The sequence below is a fragment of the Sphingomonas sp. 22R3R2A-7 genome, assembly GCF_036856055.1.
GTDB lineage: Bacteria > Pseudomonadota > Alphaproteobacteria > Sphingomonadales > Sphingomonadaceae > Sphingomonas.
The window spans coordinates 2228866-2248810 of the sequence record NZ_JASPFR010000001.1 but is presented as its reverse complement, the minus strand read 5'-3'; the positions used below and the strand labels follow the sequence as shown (position 1 = coordinate 2248810).

At 59.8% G+C, this 19945-nt stretch carries 17 protein-coding genes; 7 read left to right on the top strand and 10 right to left on the bottom strand.

The genetic code is table 11. From position 1 onward, the window contains the following. Nucleotides 1-97: 97 nt before the first annotated feature. Complete coding sequence (locus QP165_RS10690; RefSeq protein ID WP_333995630.1) at nucleotides 98-1591, bottom strand: lipopolysaccharide biosynthesis protein; 1494 nt, start codon at nucleotides 1589-1591, stop codon at nucleotides 98-100. Between the two features lie 468 nt (nucleotides 1592-2059). Between QP165_RS10690 and QP165_RS10685 the strand changes: the two genes are divergently transcribed. Beyond that, a complete protein-coding gene (locus tag QP165_RS10685) occupies nucleotides 2060-2779 on the top strand; it encodes a glycosyltransferase (RefSeq protein ID WP_333995629.1) in 720 nt (239 codons plus the stop codon). 4 nt (nucleotides 2780-2783) lie between these two features. On the opposite strand, the gene QP165_RS10680 is transcribed toward QP165_RS10685, so the two are convergent. Next, the gene (locus tag QP165_RS10680) at nucleotides 2784-3605 is read right to left on the bottom strand and encodes a polysaccharide pyruvyl transferase family protein (RefSeq protein ID WP_333995627.1); all 822 of its coding nucleotides are present in this window, start codon (nucleotides 3603-3605) and stop codon (nucleotides 2784-2786) included. Between the two features lie 161 nt (nucleotides 3606-3766). On the opposite strand from QP165_RS10680, the gene QP165_RS10675 reads away from it, so the two are divergent. Further along, on the top strand, nucleotides 3767-4009 hold the full coding sequence (locus QP165_RS10675) for a hypothetical protein (RefSeq protein WP_156350159.1): 243 nt from the start codon (nucleotides 3767-3769) through the stop codon (nucleotides 4007-4009). Nucleotides 4010-4029: 20 nt separating this feature from the next. Here QP165_RS10675 and QP165_RS10670 read toward each other — a convergent pair whose 3' ends face one another. Next, on the bottom strand, nucleotides 4030-4734 hold the full coding sequence (locus tag QP165_RS10670) for a serine O-acetyltransferase (protein WP_333995624.1): 705 nt from the start codon (nucleotides 4732-4734) through the stop codon (nucleotides 4030-4032). Between the two features lie 106 nt (nucleotides 4735-4840). Between QP165_RS10670 and QP165_RS10665 the strand changes: the two genes are divergently transcribed. After that, nucleotides 4841-6196 carry an O-antigen ligase family protein gene (locus QP165_RS10665; protein ID WP_333995622.1) on the top strand — a complete coding sequence of 452 codons (1356 nt, stop codon included), beginning with the start codon at nucleotides 4841-4843 and terminating at the stop codon, nucleotides 6194-6196. Here the strand turns inward: QP165_RS10665 and QP165_RS10660 are convergent. Both QP165_RS10660 and QP165_RS10655 read right to left on the bottom strand, forming a co-directional pair. Beyond that, nucleotides 6165-6617, bottom strand: coding sequence for a hypothetical protein (locus tag QP165_RS10660; RefSeq protein WP_333995620.1), 453 nt, complete (start codon nucleotides 6615-6617; stop codon nucleotides 6165-6167). The two genes, QP165_RS10665 and QP165_RS10660, sit on opposite strands and share 32 nt — an antisense overlap. Beyond that, a complete protein-coding gene (locus tag QP165_RS10655) occupies nucleotides 6572-7093 on the bottom strand; it encodes a glycosyltransferase family 2 protein (protein ID WP_333997002.1) in 522 nt (173 codons plus the stop codon). The genes QP165_RS10660 and QP165_RS10655 overlap by 46 nt, the downstream gene beginning before the upstream one ends. A gap of 120 nt (nucleotides 7094-7213) precedes the next feature. Here QP165_RS10655 and QP165_RS10650 point away from each other — a divergent pair, with 120 nt between their 5' ends. Next, a complete protein-coding gene (locus tag QP165_RS10650; RefSeq protein ID WP_333995619.1) occupies nucleotides 7214-9268 on the top strand; it encodes a hypothetical protein in 2055 nt (684 codons plus the stop codon). 1933 nt (nucleotides 9269-11201) lie between these two features. Continuing rightward, complete coding sequence (locus QP165_RS10645; protein ID WP_333995618.1) at nucleotides 11202-12284, top strand: glycosyltransferase; 1083 nt, start codon at nucleotides 11202-11204, stop codon at nucleotides 12282-12284. A gap of 64 nt (nucleotides 12285-12348) precedes the next feature. On the opposite strand, the gene QP165_RS10640 is transcribed toward QP165_RS10645, so the two are convergent. Then, complete coding sequence (locus QP165_RS10640) at nucleotides 12349-12903, bottom strand: hypothetical protein (protein WP_333995617.1); 555 nt, start codon at nucleotides 12901-12903, stop codon at nucleotides 12349-12351. A 32-nt stretch (nucleotides 12904-12935) separates the two neighbouring features. Further along, the gene (locus QP165_RS20025) at nucleotides 12936-13319 is read right to left on the bottom strand and encodes a glycosyltransferase family 2 protein (RefSeq protein WP_443019281.1); all 384 of its coding nucleotides are present in this window, start codon (nucleotides 13317-13319) and stop codon (nucleotides 12936-12938) included. A gap of 756 nt (nucleotides 13320-14075) precedes the next feature. Between QP165_RS20025 and QP165_RS10635 the strand changes: the two genes are divergently transcribed. Then, nucleotides 14076-15422 (top strand): oligosaccharide flippase family protein, encoded by a 1347-nt coding sequence (locus QP165_RS10635; RefSeq protein ID WP_333995616.1) that lies wholly within the window; start codon nucleotides 14076-14078, stop codon nucleotides 15420-15422. A 302-nt stretch (nucleotides 15423-15724) separates the two neighbouring features. Continuing rightward, complete coding sequence (locus QP165_RS10630) at nucleotides 15725-16534, top strand: hypothetical protein (RefSeq protein WP_333995615.1); 810 nt, start codon at nucleotides 15725-15727, stop codon at nucleotides 16532-16534. Between the two features lie 137 nt (nucleotides 16535-16671). On the opposite strand, the gene QP165_RS10625 is transcribed toward QP165_RS10630, so the two are convergent. The 3 genes from QP165_RS10625 to QP165_RS10615 form a co-directional block, all read right to left on the bottom strand. Then, nucleotides 16672-17109: a hypothetical protein gene (locus tag QP165_RS10625; RefSeq protein ID WP_333995614.1), complete on the bottom strand. Its 438-nt coding sequence runs from the start codon at nucleotides 17107-17109 to the stop codon at nucleotides 16672-16674. Then, nucleotides 17109-18605 carry an Ig-like domain-containing protein gene (locus tag QP165_RS10620; RefSeq protein WP_333995613.1) on the bottom strand — a complete coding sequence of 499 codons (1497 nt, stop codon included), beginning with the start codon at nucleotides 18603-18605 and terminating at the stop codon, nucleotides 17109-17111. The genes QP165_RS10625 and QP165_RS10620 overlap by 1 nt, the downstream gene beginning before the upstream one ends. Before the next feature lie 415 nt (nucleotides 18606-19020). Beyond that, on the bottom strand, nucleotides 19021-19887 hold the full coding sequence (locus tag QP165_RS10615) for a hypothetical protein (RefSeq protein WP_333995611.1): 867 nt from the start codon (nucleotides 19885-19887) through the stop codon (nucleotides 19021-19023). Nucleotides 19888-19945: the final 58 nt, after the last annotated feature.

Here is a 19945-nt window from a genome sequence, read left to right as displayed (position 1 = left end):
AATAGCCGATTTATAGCGCAACAACTCTATCAAAGATGGTTAATGCCGTGGACATCCTATATTTGTTCGCCACTGCAAGTCCAAGTATTTGCTCAGTTCATCTCTTGGATGGTGAAGGAGTGAACCGTGCCACGTGCCGCCCGATCGCGCGCGGCAACAGGGGCTGCAGTTCCTGAAGGTTCGCCATGGTGAATTTGCGTGCGAAGACAAGAAGCGCGACGAGATACACTATGCCGCCTGCCGTGACGCAAAGCAGGAATCGGCCAAGCGGCGGGAAATCATCGAGCACGAACAGGCGCAGCGTCGTGACGGCGATCGCCATGATCGCGCCGCACAGATAGGGCGGCGCGATGTTCGTGATCGCCCGCCACGGCGATACGCCGATCCCCTTCGCCACGAACCGCAGCGAGAGCGGCGTCGTGATGTGCGCGCGCACCGTATGCCCCGCCGCCACCGCGATCGGCCCGAAGCTGATGGTGCATAACGCGACGAGCAGATTGCCGATGAAGCCGATCAACGTCGCCCAGAAGGTGAGGCCGGTACGTCCTGCGGCGGACAGGGCGGGACCTTGGAAATAATTGAGCGTTGCCGGTCCGACGACCAGCGCGAGCGCGATCATGATCAGTCCGCCTTCGTGCCATTTCGGACCGAACACGAGGCGGACGATATCGGGCGCCGTCGCCGCCATCCCGAAGAACACGGGGCAGGTCAGGAGCGCGCACGCCCGGGTAACACGCAGATAGGCGGGGCCGATCTGTCGGTTGTTCTCGTGCACGCGCGAGAAGGCGGACATCGAGGCCGACTGCAACGGCGTGATGACCAGGCTGACAAGCATGTTCAGCGCGCGCGATCCGACGCGATACTGGGCGATCGCCGCCGGCCCGAGGAAGCTGCCGATCAGCAACGCCGTGACCTGGGAGTTGCCGTTGGCCAGCAACTGGCTTCCCAATTGATGCGAACTGAACTGGCCAAACTGCCGGTATTCGGCAAACGAGAAGTGGAACCGGGGGCGAAAGCCCGACGAACGCCACAGCAACAGGCTCGACATGCCGGATGCGAACAACCGGCTGATTACCATCGCCCAGACGCCCCAGCCCCAATAGGCGAGCGTGACACCGATCACGCCGCCGATGACGTTCGAACTCATACTGCGTCGCGCGATGATCTTGTGGCGGAATTCGCGTCGTAGCTTGGCCGTGTGAACGGTCGATGCGCCTTCGATCAGCAGCAGCGCGGACAGCGCCGCGAGCACATAGCCGAACGTCTGGTCGTAATAGACGCCCGCAAGCGGCGCTACGACGAAACACAGGATCGCGGCAATTGCGACGCCGATCACGATATTGGTCCAGAATGCGGTGCTCGATACGTCGCGGTCCCAGTCCGGTCGCTGGATCAGCGCATCCGGGATGCCCGCGCCGACGAGGATCCGGCTGAACTCGATGAAGACCGAGGCGAAGGCCACGATCCCGAATTGCGCGGGCGTCAACAACCGCGCCAGCGCGATGAAGACAACCATCGTCGATACGTTGTTGAAGACGCTGGCGGTCACCGTCCATACGCTGCTCGCGGCAAGCTTGCGCTTCACATTCATTCGAGCGTCTTCCTTTCGAACGTATCGACGCAGCCGCTGCGCGTATGCGTCTGGTGACCCGTTAGAAAGCGCACGTCGAAATGGGAAGGCGCAACTTGTATCGTTTTCAGTGCGTGGCCATAGCGTTCCCGCGTTTGCGAGAAGGATGAGGGTTTGCCCAGCCGGACACTACGTGTTGCATTGCGGCCTGCCTGGCGAGGGCCCAACCCCTATTCGGCGATGTTTGCCGATGCGCTCGCGTCGGAAGGCGTAACCGTTCGCGAACTGTACCAGAATAAGGCGAGTGACCTCGCCGCCGGTGACGTTCTCATTCTCCATTCGCCCGAGAATTCCTCTATGCGCAGAGCCTGAGCCACCGGTTTCGCGGCATGCGCAGCCTGACGGCGCGGCTGATCGCGAAATATGTCCAGCGCAAGCGGATCATATGGGTCGGCCATAATCTGGTACAGCACCAGCGCGGGGGTGCGCGTGTCGCGGATCCGGCTGCCGGTGTTTCTCCGTGCGGTCGACGGTTTGATTTTCCTGTCGCGAGCCTCGCAAAGCCTGTTTTGCGAGACCTATCCGCAATTGGATGCGGTGCCGTCGATCATCGTACCGCATGACCATTACCGATCGCGCGAGCGGTCCGTCCCGTCTGTCCGCGACGTCGCCGGCCCGCGTCCGATCCGACTCGCCTTCATAGGACAGGTCAAGCGATACAAGGCACCGGACATCGTCGCCCGGCTCGTCGCGAGCCTGTCGCCCGACCGGTGCGAGCTCGTCATCGCGGGGCAGTGCAAGGATCCCGATCTCGGCAGCGAATTGACCACGATCGCCGCGGGGGTGTCGAATGTGGATATCCAGCTCGGGTATCTCGAGGATGCTGCCCTCGAGGCGCTGATCGACGGCGCAGACGCGGTTATGCTGCCCTATAGCGACATCCTGAACAGCGGCTCGGCGCTGATGGCGCTGTCGCGGTTACGACCCGTCATCGCCCCACGCCTCGGCAGCCTCGTCGATCTGCAGAACGAGGTCGGGGAGGCGTGGGTCTGGCTGTACGAAGGCGATCTGACGACAGAGAAGCTTGCGGCGGCGCTCGACTGGGCACGCCAGCCGCGCGATCCGCGGGGCCCGGATCTGTCGCGACAGGAATGGGCGCTGATCGGCAGCCGGATTACGGCGTATCTGCGCCAGATTGTCGCGCGCTAGACCGTTATCGCTGCCAGAGGTCGAACGGAAACGCGGCGATCAACGCATCGGCGTCAAAACTGATCGCGGGGTGGGGGCCTTCGCCAAGCGCTTCCTCGACCGAGCGGACCGGGTCGAGCGATGCGCGTCCCGTGCCTTGCGCGTAATCGTCATATTTGAACGTCGACTCGGTTTCGGACAGGCGCAGATAGCGCGCCGGAACACCGAAGGCTTCGGCGAGGATCAGGCCGTGCAGCGAGCTCGCGATCACGAACTTCGCCGACAGGATTTCCTCGATGCACCGGTTCCACCCCCAGAGCGGCGAGACCAAGCGCGTCTGATCGGTGACGAGCGGCAGGTCGTGGAGATTGGGGACGATGACATAGTCGCGGTTCGGCGTCGGCACGAACCGGTCCTTGAACAGGCGCGGTACGAGCAGGGCGGGATCGCCGAACACATCGGGTACGGACATTCCCATGTCGCGCAGCCGCGCGGCGGTCTTCGGTCCGCGGACCGCGCGTATGTCGAGGTGCCGGGCAGGGATGTCGCCGCTGGCAACCTTGCCATTGATTCCGCTGCCCCAGATCACGTCGCCATCATTGGCAAAATGCAGGATGGAGCCGATGCCGAGAAGTCGCCGTGCGGTTTTGACCTCGTCATCCAGCGTCATCCCGCGCAGCATGCCGACGCCGCTGACGACGATCTTCGACAGGTGGTCGCCAAAATTCCGGCTGCCGTCCTTGGGCTCCCAGTGAAACAGCTCGACCATCGGGTACGGCGCGGCGATCGCGCGCGTCGCTGTCGTTGCCGCCTTCGGAAAAAGCTTCGAGATAGTTCGGCGGATCATTCTCGCACTCCTGGTTGCGATTGTCTTGTGGCCTCTATGCAGCCTGTCCCACGCGTCGCAACCCCATGCCGCCAATCGCCTCGCGCGAACCGCTGTCTTGGGATATGAATTGCTGACGGGGCAGCATCCGCGTTAAGGATGTTTCATAACGGGAGGGTGTCATGTCTACGATTGCAACCGGCGCTCTGGCCGGATGGAAGCGCTGCGAGGGAATGAGCGGCATCGTGCTGACGATGCAGATCGTCGAGTCGGTGGAGGCGTATCAGGAACAGCGCGTGGCAAAGGTCCAGGTCGCGTTGAACGATCGCCAGCTGCGCTCTCTTGCCCGTGACCTGACGCGTGCGGCATCCGAGCGCGGCATCGAGCTTCAGGCCCGGCGACCGTGGTGGCGCGTCTGGGGATGACGCCGCGTCGGTGAGAGGGGTCAGCCGTCGTAGAATCCGGCCGGCACGGGGCCATGAAACGCATTGACGCACCGGCGTACCAGCGCCTCGGGGACCTGTCGGTTGACGTACCCCAGCGAGCCCGCCTGTGAGAGCAGCTTCGCGGGGACACCGCCCACCACGCTCGTCGGCGGCACGTCCTTGGTCACCACGGCGTTGGAACCGATCGACGTGTCGTCGCCGATCGTCAGGCGTCCGACCACTTTCGATCCAGCGCCCATGAATACGCGGGCGCCCAATGTCGGGCTGCCGCGCATCGGGCCGCGATTGGCCTGGCCGAGCATCGATCCGTGCGTGATGTTCGCGTTGTAGCCGACAATGGCATCGCCGTTGAAATAGATGCCGCCGAACCGATTGATGAAAAGCCCCGGTGCGATGAGCGTGTATTCGGGAATTGCGATCCCGAACTTGTAGCGTGCCCGCAGCAGCATCCACTTGAGCAGAAAATACAGCCCGCCGGCCTTGGCGGGCTTGAGCGCGAGATACCCCGTCAGGCGCATCAGCACCGTGTATTTGTATCCGGGCGTAAAGAGGTAATGCTTCAGGAAATTCTTCGCATCGACGGATCCGGAATACCGGTAAAGGTCGGCTGCAAGGACGGCACGTAACGCACTGAAGCGGCGTATGCAGCCCCTGCGATGCGGTTTTCCGAGCTGTTCAAGATCAGCTTCGTCGACATGTGTCACGATCAGGTATCCTGTTGCGGTGCAACGCGACCTACGGCGTTGATCCGGGCGTGGTCAAGACCGTAGCGCTGGCGGTCGTCGGCGTGATCGGCTAGGTATGCCATCCATGGACTCCCTTGTCGCGAATGGGCGCGCTCTACCCTATTACGCATCCATTCCAGCGACGTTGCTGGCGCTTGCGATGCTGTTCGTGGCGTTGCGGAGCAGCCAAGGGCGCGCCACCCGCTTTGTAATATTCGCGATCTGGCTGCGGTTCATCCTGTCCGCCTTTCATCCGATCACGTTCAGCGCTTCCCCCGCCGGGCTGTCGTACAACGCGCTCGGATCGATCTTCATCTGCGGTCTCGGGGCGTGGGTTTTGAAGCCGCGTGGCGTATTTGATGTCGGCCTCGTACCCTTTTACCCGATCCTGCTGGTCATCGCGATCAGCGGCTTCGTCAACCACAGCGTTTCGCCGATGGTCGATATGCTGGTCAAATACATCTACATGGCCGTCATCATCCTGGCAGTCATCGATGCGATAACCGAGACGGGGTGGGACAAGGCGCTGGGAAAGATGTTCCTGCCGTTTCTTATCCTTGTCGCCTTCCAGGCGCTTTCGGTCGTGCTTGGCGTGGTAAAGGCATCGGAAACGGATGGATCTGCCAGCTATATCGGCGGCTTCAATCACGAGGCAGCCTTCTCCGTCGCCTTGGCTGGCGGTCTGTTTGTCCTCGCATTGCGTCAGCGAATGTCAGGCCTCGCAAAGACCGCGCTGGTCGGCATGTTCTGCCTCTCGATATTGCTCGCCAACTACAGGACGGCAATCGTCGCGATTGCCCCGCTCCTGGGGGGCATCGCGCTGATCGGGGCGTGGCGCGGCGTCATCCGGGCGCAGCGCATGGTGGTGATCGGTTTGGCGACGGTGCTAATCGGGATAGGCGGCGTCGCCATCGGCTCGACGCAGCAGGAGCGCTTCGCGGATATCGCGACCGTCATCGAACGCGGGACATCGATCATCAAGCCGCCGCGCGAATTCGATATAGATGACCGGCATGTGATGTCGGGGCGTCCATTGATCTGGAGCCAGTATATCTATGGCTATCGCGACAGCAGTCCGATCCAGCACGTCATAGGGTCCGGCCCGAATGCGTGGAACGGGGTGTTCGTCGTCTATGCGCATAACACGCTGGTGTCCGCGCTGTATGAGTTGGGCATCCTCGGCGTGCTGGCGACGTTATTCTTCTGGATCTGGATGTTCGCGCTGGCGGCAATGGCAAAGACCAGAGCAAGACCGATCCTGCTGTGCGGGCATCTGAGCTTTTTTCTGCTCAACATGGCGACGATGCCACTTTGGCAGATCGAGGGGATGATCCTTTACGGCATATTATGCGGATGCACCGTCCACGCGTATGTCAGCGCGCGCAAATATGATGCGACGAAGCGGCGGCCTATTTCAGCTTCGACGCCATATACGGCCTGATCATGCTCAGCCCGATCAGATAGGCCAGCTGCCCCACGCCCTGCGGCATGCGCAGCGACCGGTAGAACGGGGCGGGGATCGGCGTCCCGGCCTTTGTGCAACGCCGTGCGTATCGTCCGATTTCGCGGTTCGAAAGGCGTTTGAGCAAAGGGCGCAAGCGCTTGTCGGCCGAGGGTATGAGCGTGTCGATCGTCGACACCAGAATCGGCAGATCGACGTGCGCAGTGAAGTTCGAGACCCGGTTCTGCGTGTCCTGATGAAAGCTGGCGGTCTTCTCGGGCGAATACACCGCCTTCGTGATCGCGGCGGCGCGAACCCACAGGTCCTTGTCGCCTCCCCGTTTGGCACGACCTGCAGGGAATAGCCCGGCGTCGATCAGCACATCGCGGCGAAATGCCGCGCCCCCGTCCAGATCGGGCAATCGCGCGCGTTGAGCCAGCCTTCGACGATATCCGACAGGTCGAGTGCAGCACCAGGACGCACATAGCGTTCATTGACCTCATACGGGCGGCGCGTGTCGTTTTCGACGATCCAGATTCCCGAGAAGGCGCAGCCTACCGGTTCGGGGGCCTTGTCGATTGCGGCTGACAGGTTTTTCAGATGGTCGGGGTGCCAGCTATCGTCCGCGTCGAGAAACGCGATCCAGGCACCCGATGCTGCCTCAATCCCTGCATTACGCGCGGCATAGCCCCCGGCGCCGGGCGTATCGCGCTCGATGATCCGGATCGACGGATGTCCGATTTCGCGGACGATTGCCAAGCCGTTGTCGGTCGAGGCGTCGTCTATGACGATGATCTCGCGCGGGGGGCAGTTTGCGCAAGAGCAGTCTGAATCGTCGCCGCGACATGCGCACCCTTGTTGTACAGCGGAACTACGACCGAGAAATCCGCCATCAATTTTGCCTCATCGTAATGAACGAGTTCTTTACCGGAACTCGATACTCAATTGCAGTTTGGCGAAGGTATCCAGCGATCATCACGCACACATCCGTGTCGCGTCCGTGTCAGGATTCCTTCGATGCCCATCGCATACATCTCCCCGACGGGATCAGGCAACAAGAGCGGCTCGGATTGGGCCAATGCCGCGTCGATCGGCAAGCTCAACGACATGATCAAGAAGGCCGGGCCGGGCGGTGAAGTCCATCTGCTGGCCGACGCCGGCAGCTACAAGGTCACCGACGCGACCAATATCTATAGCGGCGGCACGCCGGGCGCAGCCGTCACGATCAAGGGCGTCGATCATAGCGGCAACGCGATGGAGGCAACGATCGAAGGCACGCGGCCCTCCGTCTATGCCGCCAGCAACGCGGCCGGGAACGAACTCTTCAAGCTACAGGCGGGTGCCGGGAATCTCAACTTCGAGAACCTCCAGGTCAACAACACCGGGACCGTGTTCCGTGCCGCCGGCGACGTGTCGAACATCACCATCGAGCATGTCGATGCGAGCAATGTCGCGCGGTTCTTCGAGGACTATGCGGGTGGCGCGAACAAGACCGCGACCGTGACCGGGCTTACGATCCGTGACGTCGAGGTCGACGGCTTTTCGAAGGGCGTCATCCGGCTTCAGTATAATAGCAGCAACATCCTGATCGAGGATGTGCGGGGCGACAGCCTGAAGCAGGATGGCGACAATTTCGCAATCGGCGTGCATCTGGACGGCACGGCGCATGACGTGAAGATCATCCGCACGTCGATGGCCAATGCGACCGACACGACGAGTTCGCGCTATTGGAACGGCGACGGCTTCGCGACCGAGCGCGGCGTGTACAACGTCCTGTTCCAGGATACCGTGGCCAGCGGCAACACGGACGCCGGCTATGACCTCAAGTCGACCGGGACGACGCTCGTGCGCGCGATCGCCGACGACAATGCCCGCAACTTCCGGATCTGGGGCGAGGCGACGATGATCGACTCGGTCGGTACCGATCCGCACAAGCGCGGCGGAATCACCAGCCAGGCGCAGGTCTGGCTCAACGAGGGTGCCAAGCTGGCGATCGACGGCGGCAGCTTTACCGACTCGGGCAGCAACACGGCCGTATTCTATAACAACGGCACGCTCACCGTGTCCGACGTCAGCGTCAGTCTTGCCAGCACCGCCAAGCTGGTTGCGGGCAAGGCGCTGACGGGCGCGTTGACGACCGTCGAAAAGCTTGTTCCGACGGGCCCCTATTCGCTCGACGCCGGGCTGAACGTGCCCGTGGTCGGCTCGTTGCTCGATACGCTTCCGATCGTGCTCGCGCCGGTCGTCACGCTGCCCGTTATCACGGTGCCGGTCATTGCTGCGCCGATCGTATCGACACCGGTCGCTGAGGCGCCTGCCGCCCCTGCGCCCGTCGTGGTCGCGCCTGCCGTGGAAGCGCCTCGCGATAGTATTTCGCCACTCCACTTCGTATCGAACGCCGCCAACGAGACGATCAAGGCAACCAGCGCGGCCGACAGCTTCTATTTCAACCAGGTCAGCAAGCAGGGGGCCGACAGCATCATCGGCTTCGGTGCCACCGACCTGCTGATGACGGCCAAGATGCTGAACGACGGCAACAAGGACGGGATCATCACCTATGGTTCGAACGGGGTACTCGACCTCGGGTCGAAGATGGGCACCGTGAAGCTCGAGGGCGTCAATGCCGGGTTGCGCTATCTTGGCTTGGTCGATGGCCATTTCGCCTATGCCGCCGCGTCGGTGCGTCCGAAAAGCGCGGTGGAGGGCAAGTTCGGCGTTGCTGACACGCTGGCAGGTGACGCGGGCGACAAGAAGGCGGGGGCGTTCTTCTTCGACAGCGCGCTTGACCAGTCGCTCGGGCACGACAAGGTCACCAAATTCGGGGCGAAGGATATCATCGTCACGACCACCAAGATCGGCGGCAGCGACGCAGGCGCTACCGTGGCGGCGGCCGGCGGTGTGTTCTCGCTTGGCCATGACGGCATCGATCTGGGCGACTTCACGGTCACCGATACGGCAGGGAAATCGGTAGGCGCGCTGGAATTCGACGGCGAGCGTGTCGTCGGTGACACGCATTATTATGTCTATAGCGCGATTGGCAGCGCTGCAGGGCTCGCGCAACTGGGGTTCTGATCCGACGGTACAAGAGCCAAAACGGCGTTGAATTCATTTCACGCGTCATGGCAATGTCCGGTACACAGGATATATCGTTCAGAAGCAGGAGGGCGACACTCAATAGCGCGATGACGTTATGCGCCGTCTGAAATTGCAAAACTATGAGTTCGAACCTCGTTGTTATTACGATGATCAAAACAACGGGGAGAGTAGGTTGTGAACCAGCTAAAACATTTAGTCATAAACACAGCGCTCTTGGCGTAGTCACGAACTTGGTGATAGTGCGCTTGTGTCGGGCGGTGCTCTTGGTTGCCTGATAATCTGCGCCGTGTTTCAGTCCGACGATAACATAGTTTTGACGCCGATATGCCTGCTGTACGGACACTAGGCCTCGGAGTCCGTCCGCAATGCTTTGATGATCCGCGTCGCAGTAGCGAGTGAGGGGCCTGGTGTTCGTTCCGACACGCATTGCGAAAGCGACCAATAGAGCCTGCGACGAGGCCTTTCGGTGCGCCCGATGTGGTGTAACGCTCCGCTTTTAGTGTCCTAGCATCAGGCGAGGGCCGCGTAACGGGTCAGCTCGGTTCCAATACGCGATTACGCATTCGATACGTCTTCCGTCCGACCCGTTCGGTCTTCATCTCGTGGAAGAAGAATTCCTCGCTGGGTCGTTCCAGACGTTGTCCGACCCGCGCGTCGCGTAGATGGCCCAATTGTCAGCCATCAACCGCCGAGACTGCCCGATCGTATATTGCTATCCTCGTTCCCAGTGGTGCAGCAGGGAGTCAGGCTTGCACATCACCGACTTGCCATGAGCAACCGGCTGGTCTTCATCCGGGCAGTCAAATGTCGTTCCTGGTCTCCTAGGCATGTCGAGGGGGACCACGCGGGGCAAAAGCAGGTCGATGACCACGGTGACGTGCCGCCTTTCGGCAGTCCTAGTTCAAGTGAGGCCGATAATCCGCCTCGACGTGGCGCCTCGACGGTCAACCGATGCTCGAGGGTGTTGTTTGCACCGATCGACCGCAGCATTAGGTACTTGATACAGTGCGAATCGGTTGACAGGCCGTAGGCTGGAGTACGTGTCAGACGCGGAGCGCACCGCACCTTCTGACGGTGGAGATGAAATTGGCGCGCGCCGTGGAAGCGAACACACTATTGCTACTTGCGCGGGAGCTGGGTGTCCGAACTGATCAATTATGAAAGCCACTACCCGAAAGACCGAGCGCTTCGCAGATCCAGCATCAAAGCCAGATCGTCCCGTGCTTTAAAGGGGGCTCGGACCGCTCATCGATTCTCTCGCCAAGCAAAAGGCTACCATTGCTTTTTCCAAATGCCGCGCTCAGCCCTCCGCTCGGTAGGTTCGCGGCGCAGTTGCTGGAACTCGCGCTCCTCCGGCGTTGTCACGCCGGCACCTAGGTTCACCGCACTAAGCCTGAACTCTCGGCTGGGTTTCCATCGTTCCGTTTGCGTCTTTCCGGGTCCGGGAACACCGTATTGCGGTGCCGATGGAACCGGTGGCGCTAACGCAGGCCTATCCTCACGCATCACTTGGCTGGGGGGCATTGGTCGATTATGCTCGACCCGTGGCCGTTCGAGCGGCCGATTGAGCGGGGGGGCACCCTTAGATTGCATAAAACCAGAAGGCCCTGAACCATCTTATGGTGATCACCCCCATTCTCGAACCTTATAAAATCAGCGACGGCTAAGAAGTCGCACTAGTAAAAGATAACGTTAACTCAAACATCGCGGTATTTTTTTATTATCAGGAGGAAGGCTGCAACGGTAGGGTTGTGCCTCATCAACGCGTTTGGCGATATCGGAAATTGTGCGATGAAATTAGGTCTGTTCGTATGCTCGGACCGGTCTATGTCGCACCCAACGAGAAGCTCATCGATTCTCCAGCATTATTCGATGATCGCACTCATAAAGCTAGGTAAGGCCTTCGAAAGTGATTCTGAGCCTAAAAAGGAAAAATACCTTGCATCGCAGATTAGTATTTGCGTTCCCAGCGCGCAGGAATTTTAAAGAAAATCCATATAATTTCTTATTCTCTGAGGCAATGGAGAAGGTCGGCTGGCGTGTGGTTGATCCGGGAATGCTAGATACATTCTTCGGGAGGCCAGATATTATTCATGTTCACTGGCCTCAGCAGGTTGCGACCGCGGCGGGCTTTGCTTTTGTGCGGCGAACACTGGCATTTGTAACCATGTTGACAATACAAAAGGCACGAGGCGCCAAACTCGTGTGGACAGCGCATAATATACAGTCTCATTCAGGCAACCGACGGCTGCTTGAAAAGGTCGTGATGAGTTATTTCGTATGGCTTTTAGATGGGGTAATTTACCTGACGGCAACTGCGGAGAAGGACGCTCGAGTAAAGTTTCCGAGGATAAGAAACGTTAGTTCATGCCAAATTCCGCATGGCCTGTACGGCGATGTCTACCCGCCTAGTGCATCACCTGAAAAAGCTCGGGAACAATTTGGCATCGGCAGCAATGTCAGAGTGGTTTCGTTCATCGGCGACGTAAAACCCTATAAAGGGCTTGATCAGCTACTTGATTGTGTCGCTGGCAGTCTTCCGGATTACGACGTTCTTATCGCCGGGAAAATTCCTGACGATACGTATGGGAGGTCGATAAGAGATCGTATTGAAATAATACGTAGATCAAACTGCAACATACATGTGTTTGATCAGAGGCTTAGTGATAAGGAGTTGGTCGATGCAATTGCCGCAAGCACTATTGTTGCTCTACCTTATCTAACGGAGTCAACTTCCGGTATGGCAATGCTGGTTGCCGAGCGCGGTTGTGACATCATTACGCTCCAGTCAGATGCGTTCAGCGAATTAAATGGACAGCTGGGCGGTGAAGGTGTGGTTCAAGTAAAGAGTCTAACGGCTTCAGCATTACTTCAGGCAATTGCATCACCTGAAAACAACGTTGGAAAACATGCGAGGGTGTTGAACTTATCCTCGGCAAACGCATGGTCAATTATTGCAGATAAAGTTGATAGGTTTTACAAATCTTTGTGAATCAATGTCCGGCTTAGCCTGTTGCTTTGTGCAATCAAAAATGCGCGTAAGGCCTATTATCATCCTATAGAGGGCGAGGTGTAAATATTTGCAAAATGCGTCGAACGGCATGATTAATCTTTGGGATGCGCGAGGCAGATAAAGCTATTTTTCCGACTAACGTATAAAATGAAAAGTGTTCGCGAAAAGCTGCCGTGAGGAATATGTGGGCCGCTTCAGGCTCGTGATCTCTGATCGCTCGAAGCCCAAATAGCGTATATTTGTGCGCAAGCGACTTTTCGACAGGTGATAAAAAGAATGCGCTTGGCCCTAACGCATCAAATAAGTCTTGGCCACTTGAGTTGATAGTCTTTGCGCATTGGACGGCGAAGCTGGAAAGTCGTGTCTGTAAGTAAAGACTTTGTGGAGTCTTTGTTACACTGCCAGATATGTACTCGCGGAAATATAAGGTTTGCGGAAGTACAGCATAGTCGCAATATCGTCCCATTCTTAGCCATAGGTCACGATCTTGGGCAAACCGGAATGCTTCGCGATATCCGCCCACTTTATCAAACAATGATCGCCTAAACATGACCTCGCCGTGACTGAAAGGATTTGACTCGAGCATGATAGCCAGCATCGGGCCCCGCCTTACATGATCGTTTGAAATCGTTAACCGTCCATTATCTGATCGGCGACAGCCCACGGCGCCGACCTCTGGATTGGCGTCAAGGTAAGATGCTTGAAGGGCCAATCTATCGGGGTGGAAATGTCTCCAGCGCCGTGTACGGCGATATACCGGCCTTTGCTCGCTCGGATCGCTCGATTCATTGAGGCAGTAAAGCCGATGTTGGCCTGGAATACAGTTTTGAGCCTCGGGTCGGACTTGCATTTGAGTTTCGTCATAGTCTCGTCGGTTGACCCGTCGTCAATGACGATTATCTCTAGATCCTGTAACGTTTGATCAATGAGGCTATCGACAGAGCGATCCAGAAGATCGCCTCTATTGTAAAAAACAGTAATGCATGACACTTTGGGTATAGCAGTCAAAGGCATGGCTCTCCTTGTTAATCGCGTAATAGACTCCGCGGGAAATCTGATATTGCCGTTAACACACGTAGGTGCCTGCCGGAGAGTCGCTTATCGATCAATCGCTGGACATGCCGCGTGGGTAAGGCGGCTCGTCATCCAATAAGGGCGTATGATAGCATTTATCGGCGAATAGTGAAGCCGTTCGCCGTTCGCCGTTCGCCGCTCGCCGCTCGCCGCTCGCCGTTCGCCGTTCACTGACTACTGGAATGGCGATGGGCCTAAAGTCTGGTTGTGGTTCGCGTAAAGAAGGATACTTCAAGTGTCGGCGTTGGCCCCTCGTACTGTCTTTCACCGTCAAACGTGAACTGTGCGTTAGAATTTACAGGCCAGTCGGAGCGGAAATGTTGGTATGATGTAGCGCTTGGCAAAGTACCATCTGTCGACGCGGTTATAACTTATGTTTCAAAGCCATAGTGATGTCCGCATGATGTTAATATGAAATCGATAAACTTTGGTGCTCATCGACTTCATAGGTCGACTAATCGACGTTCGATTAATCGCGGCGATGTCTGTCCCTGCGCGGCGTCCAGCGAGCGGACGACGTGGCGCTCCTTGTTGTGCACCGGAATAACCACGGCGATAGTGGGGTCCGTCACGTCATGCCTCCCTGCACTTTGCCCGCGACCGCAGTGGAGCGCCCAGCTTTTACCGACGCGTCGCATATGCTAGGCGCGCCGCCTTGTCGACCTGGGCGGCATCTCCAGAGGATTGATAGTCGAGATGACACGCCAGGCCGGTTCCTCCCCGCAAGCGCGGCGCGCACCATCCGGCTTCGGTTGGGAGGCCATAACCGTCGCGATCAGCCGCTTTTTCCAGAAGGGCAGCTATTTCATAACGAGCCTCATCCTCGCCCGATTGCTCGGCCCCGAGGGGAGGGGGCTTGTCGCGGCGCTGCTCGTGCCGGCCCAATTGGCCGTCAACTTCTCCGAAATGGGGATCCGCCAGTCCACCGCCTTCCACCTCGGGCGCGGTATCTATCCGCTCGAGCGGCTGCTGCCGACGCTGCTGACGCTGGTTCCGCTGGCGGGGACGATCGCGGTCCTGCTGGCGCTGGCCTATCTCGACTATGCGGGCGTCGCACGCGATGATTGGATGCTGCGCGCGCTAGCGGTTGCATCGATCCCGACGTCGCTGCTGTCGAGCTATGCAAGCGGCGTCTTTCTCGGGCGGCAGCGGATCGCGGCGTTTCGTCGGACGAGCTGGCGGCCGGCGTTGCTGCGACTCGTCCTGATCATCGTCCTGGGGTGGGCACTGGATCTCGGTCTGTACGGCGTGCTGATCGCCAATCTGGGTGCCTCGGTGCTGGGATCCGGCTACGCGCTCTATCTGCTTTCCAAGGAGGGGCGGCTGTACCTTGGGTTCGACCGGGAGGTCGCGGTCAGGTTGCAACGCCGGGGCTTGTCCTACGCCGCGTCACTGTTCGTCATGATGCTCAATTACAAGATCATGATCCTTTTGCTGACGCGGTTCGCGACGCTGCGCGAGGTCGGCGTCTATGCGCAGGCAACGGTCATCGCCGAACTCATCTGGGAAATCCCCACCGCAGTCAGTTCGCTGCTGCTGTCGCGCAGCGTCAATGCAAAGGAGGACAAGGCCTTTTCGACGAAGGTGCTCGTCCTGGCGCGCGTCTCGTTCCTCGCGGCGACGGTGCTCGCGATCGGCATAGCGATCGTCTCGGGATTCGCCTTTCCCCTCCTGTTCGGCAAGCAGTTCGCCGAAAGCGCGGCGGTCTGCAACGCGCTCCTGCCGGGCGTCGTGGCGTTTATCGTCTTCAAGATTCTCAACACGAACCTCGCCGGTCAGGGAAAGCCCTGGGCGTCGTTGATCATCATGGCGCCGGTGCTTGTGTGCAACATCATGCTGGGATGGTGGATGATTCGCCTCGACGGCGTGATGGGCGCCGCCCTGGCGTCGAGCATCACCTACGTCGTGGCCACGATCCTGTACGTCGGCCTTTATGCGCGCATGACGGGCTTCACCGTGCGCGACATGGTCGCCTTCCGGCGGTCCGATTTTGCCGCTCTGGCGACGCATATCCCGTATTTGAAGCGGCCTGGTAAGCGCTGAACCGCACCGCACACGAAGTGTGCGGGGCGATCCAACTATAGACGCCGATCCATATTGCCCTGCAAGGGCCGGCATAGTGGCCAGCCGGCCCGTAAAACCATCAGCGCCGCGCGAAGACATCTTCGTATCTCGACGGCTGTACTTTGCCGGTGGTCCGGATCGTCCGTCGGAAACCTGATATCCGGACCGTTGCTTGCTGCATGCAAGATTCCGATCTGTCCCATCGCGAGACAGGCGGCCGGCGAAATCGTTGACAACGATGCTGAATTAATTGAACTCGATCCTTAATAAAGCATTAAGCGTTGGGCACGGCAAAACGTGACAACATGGTTTCAAACAACGACGGTAGCGGAGACAAGACAATGGCATTCGGCGACAACAGCAAGCTGATCACGACGGCAGACAAGGTCTCGATTGAGAACAATGGTACTAACGACAATGTCGCCAACACCGTCGGCGCGACCGCGTTCAGCTTCAGTGCAGGAAACGCAGGTGACGATCTCATCGAAAACTTCGGTAAGAACGATACGATCCTGAACTACCAGAAGATCTTCGACGGCAACGGCGACGGCATCATCGACTTCGGTCCGAACGGTATCCTCGACATCGACCGCACTTCGAAGAAGAATCCCGGTGCAGACCAGATCACGCTGCAGGGTATGGAGAGCAAGTCGCTCCGTTATCTTGGCGAAAAGGGCGGTATGCATGTTTATGCCGACGCAACGGTCAAGCTTGCCGGTTTCACCGAGGGTAAGGTTGGTAACGACACGTTTGACGCGGCGACGGGTTCGAAGAAGTTCTTCTACGACACCGCACTCGGTCTGAACCTCGGCGGCGACACGATCACGGGCTTCGGCGCGGACGACCAGATCGTCACGACCTCGCAGATCTTCAACGGCAAGGCCGGTGCAGACGCAGGCGTGCAGATCAAGTTCGGCAACAACGGCGTGCTGGATCTGTCGGGCGAAATGATGAACACCAAGGGTGATGACGGCGCAGCACATGGCGGCCAGATCGACCTCGTCGGCGTCAGCGGTCTGTACCTGCAGTCCACCAACGAGGTGAACGGCGTGACGTACTACCACTACGGCATCGACAACACCGCAGGCTAATGCCCGCGGCTCTTCTTCGGGAGAGATGATAGAGAGAGATTTCCTCACGGAAATCTCTCTCTTTGTTTGCCGCGCTCGGGTGCGAACGCGCTCTAGACCCGTGCCGGGCAACCGCGGTCGCCCGGCACGGCGCCGGATCAGAAGTTCAGCGTCGCGATGCCGGCCGCCGATCCGTCGAGGCTGTAGACATAATAGGTCATGCCGTCGTGCGAGACCGCGCCGTCGAACTCGAGCATCGAAACGGATGCGCCCTTCAGCCCGCCGATCGCGACGTCGCCCAGATCGATCCCCGCGCTGCTGCCCAGGTCGAGCATGCCCTTGGCCCCGAGCTTGACGTGGCCGGTGCCGTCGTCCTGCAGCGCAACCGTGGTGACCAGCACGTCCTTCTTGCCGAAATTCGACATCGTGTCGTGGCCGAGATCGAGCCCGATCGCGGTGTCGAAGAAGAACTGGCTGGCCTTCTTGTCGGTCGAGTCGCCCGACATCTTGTCGTTGCCGAGCTTGCTTTCCGACGCCCCCTTGGGACGGACGCTCGCATCCGCGTAGATATAGCGCCCGGCGGAATCGGCGCCCATCAGGCGGAGACCCGAAACGCCCTCGATGACCGCGTAATCGTTGCTCTTCGGCGAATCGAGCGACAGGCGGTTGGCTGCGAAGGTGATGATGCCGTCGCCATTGCCGTCAAAAAGCTTGGCCGTGGTGGCGAGCACGTCCTCGTGGCTGAAGTTCTTGATCGTGTCGGTGCCGGTATTCTTCGCGATGTCGAAGAAGAACATGTCGTTGCCCGACGTGCCCGAGAGCGTCTGCGAGGCGGAGCTGCTGCCGTCCTGGACCGACGGCTTGGCGACAAGCGGCGTGACCGGGGGGACGACGACGACGGGGGAAGGACTGGCGGGGCAATGGTGGGAACGACGGGCGCCGCCGCGACCGCGATCGAGACGACGCCATTGTCGAAGGCCTTCCCGTCGCTTGCCGCGTAGGTGAAGCTGTCGCTGCCGACATAGCCCTTGTCCGCGACATAGGTGAAACTGCCATCGGCATTGAACAGCAGCGAGCCATGCGTAGGTCCCTTGACGAGGCTGGCGGTGAGCGCGTCACCGTCGCCGTCGCGGTCGTTCGTCAGGACATTGCCGCTCTCGCTCTTGCCGGCCACGATCGCGACCAAGTCGTCGGCCGCAACGGGAGCGGCGTTGACGGGCTCGGGGCGCGCGACGGCGCTCGCCTTGATCTCGGCGACGGTCGCGTTCAGGTCGTTCGTGATCCCCATGTAGAAGGTGAACGTCGTCGATTGACCCGCCGCGAGCGTGCCGAGGCCGAAATTGATGTTGATCGCGTTGTCGCCCTTGAGCGAAAAGCCCTCGGCGGGTGCGGCATCGAAGGTCGCCGCGGCGTTGGGGTTCTCGTTGACGTACCCCTTAAAGGTGGAGACCATCGCGCGATCATCGGCGGTGTAGTAAAACAGCGGCGTCTTGCCGCTGGAGGCATAGGCCGCGATCAATGCGCCATCAGCACCGTCGCCACCCTGCTCGATCACCGTGTTGACGGTATCGAAGGTCGCGCCGTGATCGGGGTCGATCGAGCGCATGTAATGCAGATCGGCGACGGCCTTGCCCGTCGTGTTCGTCAGCGTGACGTCGACCTTGATGTATTTCGCACCATCGGCGAGCGACATCGTCTGCGCGACCTTGACGCCCTCGGTCGTCGCGCCCGTCCAGCCGGCCTTGCCGATCCCATCGCTCGACAGGTCGGAGGAAACGCCGCCGGCGACCTGGCTCTTGCCGTTCCGCTCGCTGTTGACGCTGGTGTAATGCTTGGCGCCGATGTCGTAGCCGATCGAAAAGCTCTCGACGGGCGTTCCCGCGAGCATCGCGTCGCGCGTCGCTGCGGCGCCCTTGCCGAAGCCATCCGTGTCGCCCACGAGCCCCAGGCGGATATAGCCGTTAACCGCATCGGTGACGAACCCGACCGGTGCGGTGGCGCGCGTCCCGAGCGTGCCGCTGCCGTTGATGCCCAGACTCAGATACTGACCCTGCAGAAAAATCTCATTTCCGATGGTTGCGTCGAGTGTCATGCGCTGTTCCCCCGTTCCAGACGGCGCGCGGGTTTATCCGCACGGCGTTCTGGTTCCCTGAATGTCACGGCAACTGCGGGTCACTCGCTGCTTTCTCACAACGAATCACCCAAAACCGTTCAATAGAAATGGCACGGACCAATTGACGGCTTCTCAACATAGACGTCTAATTTCCGTTAACCTTGGGAACCAAAACGCGGACCGAACGTTTCGCCGGTCACTTGCCATCCCCCATTGAATACAGGCGGCTCAAGAGCTTACGCGGTCGGACAAGGCCGTCGAGCAGAGCGCAAATTTAACTGAAGTTAGACGTCCCTTGAGGGGGCTGGCCACTTTGCCAGCTCGCAGGGTTAGGGAATGAGCCCGACATACGCCTGTGCGTCGTTATTGTCCGGCCGCTTCGCGTTCGGTGCCGTCAGGGCAGCGTGCATCCCGTCCCGAGGTGAATGTCGGGCGTCACCTTGGCATCGAGACGGATCATCTTCGTGCCTGCCGGCACATGAAGTTCGCACCGGTCGATCGTTAGCTGCCCCTGACCATGCACGACAATGATCGGCTTGCGCTCGGTCGAGCGGACGACGAGCGTGTTGATGTGCCAGTCGGCCCCGGGATTGATCTGTAGATGCGCCTTGGCGGGATCGGTGCTCGTGATCCGCGTACCCGTGCCGGTGCCCCAGAACCGGTAATTAATCCCGTTCCGCGCCGCCGACACGTTCTCCAGCTTGGTGTCGGTCGACTTCAGGTCGAAGCCACCGTCGCTGTTGTCGTTGGCGGTGCTGTTACGGAATCTGATCCGCGCGGCGCCGCGCTCGCTCGAGAACCCATCGCCGTTGGTATAGCGCTTTTCGCGATGGATCATCTGAAACCCGCTTGCGGTGACGGAGTCGACCAGGATGTCGTGGACGTTGCCCTGGAGCTCGATACCCGCGGGCAGTTCGGGCGCAGCCGTCGGCGCGGCCAGTCGCAGGGTCGTGTTCCGGATGACGATGTCGTGCGCATCACCCTTGAAGCGAAAACCACCGCGCAGCACCGTTGCATCGATATTCTCGAACCGGCTGCCGCTCGCGATCCCGAGCGGGTCATCGAGCAGGCGGTAGGCGTTGCCATAGCGCTTGTTCTGGACGACCGATTTGGCACGCGGCGCGATCCGCTCCGTGGCACCCCGCCGCGCGTCGAAACGATCGGAAGCGGGCAGGCCGGCCGTACCGGCGCCCCCGGCCGCGCCCGACTCCAGCTGCTTCGCCGGCGCTCCGGACGCGAGCGCCAAGGATATGATCAACATGCCAAGCCGGTACGCCATACGCCGTCCTTTCGATCGACCGCAGCGGTTGCGGTCGTCG

Coding starts and splice junctions, on each gene's coding strand:
- QP165_RS10675 (WP_156350159.1), top strand. CDS start 3,767: ATGTCTACGATTGCAACCGGCGCTCTGGCCGGATGGAAGCGCTGCGAG.
- QP165_RS10650 (WP_333995619.1), top strand. CDS start 7,214: ATGCCCATCGCATACATCTCCCCGACGGGATCAGGCAACAAGAGCGGC.
- QP165_RS10690 (WP_333995630.1), bottom strand. CDS start 1,591: ATGAATGTGAAGCGCAAGCTTGCCGCGAGCAGCGTATGGACGGTGACC.
- QP165_RS10665 (WP_333995622.1), top strand. CDS start 4,841: ATGGACTCCCTTGTCGCGAATGGGCGCGCTCTACCCTATTACGCATCC.
- QP165_RS10680 (WP_333995627.1), bottom strand. CDS start 3,605: ATGATCCGCCGAACTATCTCGAAGCTTTTTCCGAAGGCGGCAACGACA.
- QP165_RS10640 (WP_333995617.1), bottom strand. CDS start 12,903: ATGCTGGCTATCATGCTCGAGTCAAATCCTTTCAGTCACGGCGAGGTC.
- QP165_RS10620 (WP_333995613.1), bottom strand. CDS start 18,605: ATGACACTCGACGCAACCATCGGAAATGAGATTTTTCTGCAGGGTCAG.
- QP165_RS10625 (WP_333995614.1), bottom strand. CDS start 17,109: ATGGGCGCCGATTCCGCCGGGCGCTATATCTACGCGGATGCGAGCGTC.
- QP165_RS10615 (WP_333995611.1), bottom strand. CDS start 19,887: ATGTTGATCATATCCTTGGCGCTCGCGTCCGGAGCGCCGGCGAAGCAG.
- QP165_RS20025 (WP_443019281.1), bottom strand. CDS start 13,319: ATGCCTTTGACTGCTATACCCAAAGTGTCATGCATTACTGTTTTTTAC.
- QP165_RS10635 (WP_333995616.1), top strand. CDS start 14,076: ATGACACGCCAGGCCGGTTCCTCCCCGCAAGCGCGGCGCGCACCATCC.